This is a genomic window from Eubacterium ramulus (assembly GCF_003122485.1).
GTDB lineage: Bacteria > Bacillota > Clostridia > Lachnospirales > Lachnospiraceae > Eubacterium_I > Eubacterium_I ramulus_A.
Window position 1 is genome coordinate 1 of the sequence record NZ_JRFU01000077.1, and the last position, 6,937, is coordinate 6,937.

At 43.5% G+C, this 6,937-nt stretch carries 3 protein-coding genes; all 3 read left to right on the forward strand.

All coding sequences use genetic code 11. The features are described 5' to 3' along the window. Positions 1-164 precede the first annotated feature (164 nt). Positions 165-1,667: a glycerol kinase GlpK gene (gene glpK / locus LG34_RS06895; RefSeq protein ID WP_109215445.1), complete on the forward strand. Its 1,503-nt coding sequence runs from the start codon at positions 165-167 to the stop codon at positions 1,665-1,667. 351 nt (positions 1,668-2,018) lie between these two features. Next, positions 2,019-3,032 (forward strand): LacI family DNA-binding transcriptional regulator, encoded by a 1,014-nt coding sequence (locus LG34_RS06900; RefSeq protein ID WP_109215446.1) that lies wholly within the window; start codon positions 2,019-2,021, stop codon positions 3,030-3,032. 139 nt (positions 3,033-3,171) lie between these two features. Continuing rightward, positions 3,172-6,937: carboxypeptidase regulatory-like domain-containing protein (locus tag LG34_RS06905; protein WP_109215447.1), on the forward strand; the 3,766-nt coding region annotated here is incomplete at its 3' end.

Below are 6,937 nucleotides of genomic sequence, written 5' to 3' on the forward strand. Positions count from 1 at the left end.
TGGGAGCCAATCCCCCATCTGATATAGCCTCCGGCAGGATTACAGAGGTGCGCAGTTGAAGTATGTCATGCAAGTGCATGACGCGCACCTCGCAACAAGAATGCCGGAGCATTCTTGAATATGAAAAATATGTATAAATAAGAGAACTATGAGGAGAAAAAATCATGGGGAAAAAATATATTATGTCATTGGATCAGGGAACCACAAGCTCCCGCTGTATTTTATTTGATCATGAAGGAAATATCTGTGGTATGGCACAGAAGGAACTGACACAGATTTATCCGCAGCCGGGCTGGGTGGAGCAGAATCCACGGGAAATCTGGTCCACACAGTTATCTGTATTGGCGGAAGCGATCGCGGTTACGGGTACAACTCCGGAAGATATCGAAGGCATCGGTATCACGAATCAGCGTGAGACAACCATCGTATGGAACCGACACACCGGTGTCCCTGTATACAATGCGATTGTGTGGCAGTGCCGCAGAACTGCGGATCAGATCGAACGTTTGAAAGAGGAAAAATTTGACGAACTGATCCGGGAAAGAACCGGACTGATCGCAGATCCTTATTTTTCTGCAAGCAAGATCGCATGGATTCTGGACAATGTAGAAGGCGCCAGAGTGCAGGCAGAAGCCGGTGATCTGTTATTTGGAACCGTGGATACCTGGCTGATCTGGAATCTGACCGGAGGCACAGTGCATGTGACGGATTATTCCAATGCATCCAGAACGATGCTGTATGATATTCATAAATGCTGCTGGGATAAGGAGATTCTGGCAAAATTTAACATTCCGGGAAGTATGCTTCCGGAGGTAAAACCATCCAGTTATATTTATGGACATACCGATCCTGCAGTGACCGGCGGAGAGATTCCGGTGTGCGGAGCAGCGGGAGATCAGCAGGCAGCATTGTTTGGACAGAGCTGTTTTGAAAAAGGTGAAGGAAAAATTACATACGGAACCGGATGTTTCCTGTTGATGAATACCGGAAAAGAGCCGATCGCATCAAAAAATGGTCTGCTGACCACGTTGGCTGCCAGTGTCAGCGATGAAGTGGAATACGCGCTGGAAGGAAGCGTATTTGTGGCAGGCGCAGCGATCCAGTGGCTGCGGGATGAAATGCGTATGATCAAAACTGCACGCCAGTCAGAGGAATACGCAGACGAAGTACCGGACTGCAAAGGCGTTTATGTGGTTCCTGCTTTTACCGGAATGGGTGCGCCGTACTGGGATTCTTATGCGAGAGGCACGATCGTAGGCGTGACCAGAGGATGCAAAAAAGAACATTTTATCCGTGCAACCTTGGAGTCCATTGCTTATCAGGCTTATGATGTCATTGCAGCGATGGAAGAAGATGCCGGAGTCAAAATGACACATCTCAAAGTGGATGGCGGAGCCAGTGCCAATAATATGCTGATGAAATTCCAGGCAGATATTACAGGCATTCGTGCAGAGCGTCCGAAATGTATTGAGACAACAGCACTTGGCGCGGCTTATCTGGCAGGACTGGCTGTAGGCTATTGGAGCAGTAAAGAAGAAATTCGCAAAAACTGGAATCTGGGACGGACATTCGAGCCGACCATGGAAGAAGCAGAGCGTGTAAAACTGTTAAAAGGATGGCATCGTGCGGTGCGTTGTGCACTTGCCTGGTCTCAGGATGAAGACTAAACGAGTGAAGCGCAAGGGGCATGTTTGGTACGAAGAACAAGAAAGAAAAATAGAATAAGCGATTAAGTAATTTAGAAAGAACTGCTTTTATGTGACGATGATACATAGAAGCAGTTCTTTTTCTGTAATTGTAATCAGTACAACCATGTAAGTCATACAGTTGCAAGAATGTGTGATAACAGCTTCCATGGAATGAATGTCTTACAACTGTTGCGCAAAATTGCGCAAACTAACAGAAAATATGTGTAATTTACAGAAAACAGAGGAATGATTTTATGAAATAAGCAAATTGACGATAAAATGATATCAAAGTAATATAGATATATACAAAATTAACAGAAAAAATGGGAGATGAGTAAAGCAAGTGGGGATACAAAAATAACGATTGAGCAAATTGCGCAAGATTTAGGATGTTCCAAGACAACCGTATCGAGAGCTTTATCCGGAAAAGGCCGGGTGGGGAAAGAGATGCAAAAGAAAATCCTTGCCTATTGTAAACGAATCGGATATCAGAAAAAAGAAACAGATGTTTCAGATGAGACATTTAAGACATCCAACCTTGGAGTTCTGCTTCCGGCAGATCAGGAACTGAATGAAATACCATTTTTCCAACAGTGTCTGATGGGAATCTGTGAAACAGCTGCCAGCAAATTGTATGAGGTACTTGTGATCATGCTGGAGGCGAACGATCTGTCCAGAGTCAAACGGGTGGTTCAGGAAAATAAAGTGGATGGAATGATCGTAACCCGGGCGCTGACCAATGATCCGGTGATCCAATATCTGGAAAGTGAGCATGTACCGCTGGCGGTTATCGGGGAAGTGAAAGGACACGAAGCACTGTATGTGGATGATGATACGGTGGAAGCCTGTACGCAGATGACAGATTATCTGTTGGGACGGCGCATCAACCGAATGGCATTGATTGGTGGAAACGAACAGCATACGGTTACACAGAAACGTTTGCGCGGATTTGAGAGAGCACATGAGATTTATTACAAGAAAATACCACAGGATCTGGTGTATTTAAATTGCGCGACGAAAGCAGATGTCTTTGCCGCAGTGGAAGAACTTGCAGAAAAATGTGTGGAATGTATTGTGTGCATGGATGATAAAATTTGCAGCCATGTACTGATGAAATTAAACCGCATGCATTTGTCGATTCCAAAAGACATAAAAGTAGTGTCTTTTTATGATAGTTTTTTTCTGCAAAATTACATACCGCCGGTTACTGCGATTTCCTTTGATGAGCAGGAGCTTGGACGGCTTGCATGTGAAAAACTGATCGGATGGCTGGAATCCGGGAATGCGGGTGAGAAGATTTCCCCGGGGTTTGATCTGGTATTACGGGCATCTACCAAAATGTAGATACTAAGAGCAATTTTTTAAAACACATTAGCAAATAAACACAATGAAAACAAAGAAATTGTGGTTTATAATGAGCGCAAGAAGTTAAAGGGCAAGAAGGATAGTAAAACTTATAAGAAAAAAGAGGAGGATATGAAAAATGAAGAGAAAAGGGATTCCAATGAAAGCATTTGCCTGCCTGCTGGCAGCGGCAATGGCAATGTCACCAATTACAGGTGTTTCTGCAAAAGCAGCAGATACCACAGCTGTATCTAACCAGATTGAAAATGATATATTCTGGCACGATACGGACGGAAATCCAATTTATTCTCAGGGTGGTGGAATTTTTAAATTTACAGTTGATGGAGTGACGAAATATTACTGGTATGGTGTAAAGTATGACGAAAGTGAGATATACTATAACGATTCCAGTAAAGCACAGAAGAACAACCATTTTGCAGGCGTAACCTGTTACAGCTCCACGGATTTAACGAACTGGAAGTACGAGGGCGACGTGGTAGTTCCGGAAGAAATTACAAAACGTGAAGAAATGGATAATCAGGATGTGGAATGGGTAGGACGTCTTGGTGTTGCATATATGGAAGATACCGGTAAGTATGCACTGTTTGTACAGCATGAATGTGCAGATCCGGATAATAAGCTGGATAAAAATCAGACAGATAATTACAGCAAACAGGTACTGGTACTTACTTCTGACAGTCCGACTGGACAGTTTAAATGGAATCAGCGTATTGATATGAGAGACTATACTGGCGGAACAACAAATACCGGTGATCAGACCGTATTTACCGATGAAGATACCGGAAAAGATTATCTGGTATATTCCTATGGTTCCGGACGAGGCAAAATCTTTATCTCTGAGATTCAGACACAGGCAGATGGTAAAGTAGGACTTGGACCTTCTTATATGGTATACAAAGGAGCAGGGCGTGAAGGAAACTGCATGTTCAAGTACAATGGCAAATATTATATCTGCGCATCAGATTTGTATGGATGGAATGCTTCTCATGCATATTATATGGTACTTGATAGCTTAGATGAGTCCTATCTGGCTGCAAAAGCAAAGAATCCAGAGACAAATATGAAGATAATGCCGGGCTGCAGCGATGACTTCTGCCATGTAACCCAGACTGGATTTTTCTACACCGTAAAAGGAACCGAGCAGGAGACCGTATTATTCTGTGGAGACCGTTGGGCAGATTTTGCCAGAAACGGACTTGGTTATAACCAGTGGTGCCCGTTATCTTTTACAGAAGACGGAACTCCATATTACAATTCTCTGAGTGCATGGAATCTGGACGCAGAGACTGGAACATGGACGGTTGCAGATAAAAATAACTATGTAAAAAATGGCAGCTTTGATGCAGATCGTGTGGGCAGTACAGCGTTGGCAGGCTGGACGAATCAGGTGACAAAAGGAAAAAGCCCGATTAATAACAATGGAACCACAACAACCGGAAAATATGCACTGCGCCTGGGCGACAGCACAGATTTCTCCTGTGGCGTATCACAGACGATCCAGAGTAATCAGTATGTTGCCCTGCCGGATGGAACTTATGATATGAGTGCCAAAATTAAAAATGGTGGAAACTTCCAGAAACTGCAGATGTATGCAGAATCCGGTGATGTATCCATGAACATCGATATTCCACAGAATCAGTCAGAATGGACAGACGTTACAATGAAAAATGTAACTGTTTCCGGCGGAAAAGTAACGGTTGGTTTCAAGGCAGACGGAGAAGCAAATGCATGGTGCAATATTGATGATGTTACCTTTGTGAAATCTACCGATGCAGTGGAAATGGGAAAAGTTTCCGGAACAATTTCTTCTGATCTGACCGGTGAAAATCTGATTTTACGTGCACAGAGTGAGACAGGGGATGTTTATACAAAAACAATTCTGCTGGATGGAGAAAAAACAGACTATAGCTTTGATTCCTTAAAACCGGGTAAGTATACCATCAGTGCTGAATTAGATGGAGCCGAGATTGAGGGACCAAACAGCAGCGTAGAAGTTGTATCTGGTCAAAGTGTCAGCGGCATTGATTTTTCCGTAAAAAATCTGTCCGGAAATATTGCAGGAACCGTTACAAGCGGTAATGCTGCACTGGCAGGTGTAACGGTAAGCTTAAAACAGGGCGATACCGTTGTGGCACAGACTGAGACCGATGCGAGTGGACAGTATCAATTCCGTAGGATTCCGGCGGGTACATATACTCTGAGTTTTGAAAAAGGTACTTATGAGACAATTTCAGATGTTGAAATACAGGTAACAAAAGGGGAGGAAACTTCCGTTTCCAATCAGGAAATGAAGAGTATGTCCGGTGACCTGAGCGGCTTTGTTTTCCTGACAGATGGAACACCGGTAAGCAATGCATCTGTATTACTGAGAAAAACAGACAACCGAGCAGATACTTTGACTTATACAGCACAGACAGATGAAAATGGAAAACTTGCGTTAAACGGAGTAGTTCCGGGAACTTATCAGGCAATTGTTACTTCCGGTAGTCTGACCGCTGTTAAATCCAATATTGTAATTACTGAGAATAAAGAGACAACCATGCCGGTACTGATGTCAAAAGAGAAGATTACGGTTCCAAATGGAGATTTTGAAACAGCATGGTCAAATAAAAGATCAATTCCAAACTGGTCTCTTGAAGGTACAGGAGCTTTTCTGGAAAATAAAACACCTTATGCGGGAAAAACACGTATCAGCTTCTGGAGCAGCAGTGCATTCCTTGGACATATTTACCAGACTTTAACAGGATTGGAGAATGGAACCTATTATGTGACTGCCATGATAAAAGGTGATTACGCTGACGGAGATGAGAGCTATCTCTATGCCAAGGACAGCGCGGGTAATGTTATCGCAAAACAGGATATGCCGATTTCCGAAAACGACTGGGTCAAAGTTGGTATTCCGGTGAAAGTAACAGATGGAACCATGACCATTGGTGTATATGGAAAGATGAGCGGAAGCATGTGGATGAATCTGGACAATGTGGAAGCATATTATGCAGGTCCGACAGACACTGACGTTGACGCAACCGAAAAACAGATTGATGCACTTGGAGATATTACCTTAGCCAGCGAAGATGCGATTGCAGAAGCACGAGCAGCGTATAATGCGTTGACTGATTTACAGAAGATGCAGGTAAACAATTACGAGACACTTCAGAAAGCCGAAGAAAAACTTGCGGAACTGAAGGAAGATGCAGCAAAGGTAAAAGCTGTAGAGAGCCAGATTGACGCACTTGGAGATATTACCTTAGCCAGTGAAGACGCAATTACAGAAGCACGGGCAGCATATGATGCATTGACAGATGCGCAGAAAGCACAGGTAAGTAATTACGAAGCACTTCAGAAAGCAGAAGAAAAACTTGCAGAACTGAAAGAAGATGTAGCAAAAGTAAAAGACGTCGAGAGCAAGATTGATGCAATCGGAACTGACATTACTTTAGAGAGCAAAGGTGCGATTGCAGAAGCACGAGCAGCATATGATGCATTGACAGATGCGCAGAAAGCACAGGTAAGCAATTACGAGGCACTTCAGAAGGCCGAAGAAGAATTTGCGTCATTGACGGCGTATGGAACAGGCATTTATACGGTTGATGGAGAAGATGTATATTATCTGAATGGAACACGTCAGTACGTTACAGATGTGGCTAAAGTAAATGGAACCTGGTACAATCTGGTAAATGGTGTGGTACAGAAGAAAGTGACTGTTGCTAAAAACCACAATGGCTGGTGGTACATCAACAAAGACGGAAAAGTAGACTTTAATGCCAATACCGTAGCAAAGAACGAAAATGGCTGGTGGCTGATCCGCAGCGGAAAAGTAGACTTTAATGCTAATACAGTAGCAAAGAATGAAAACGGCTGGTGGTTGATCCGCAACGGAAAGG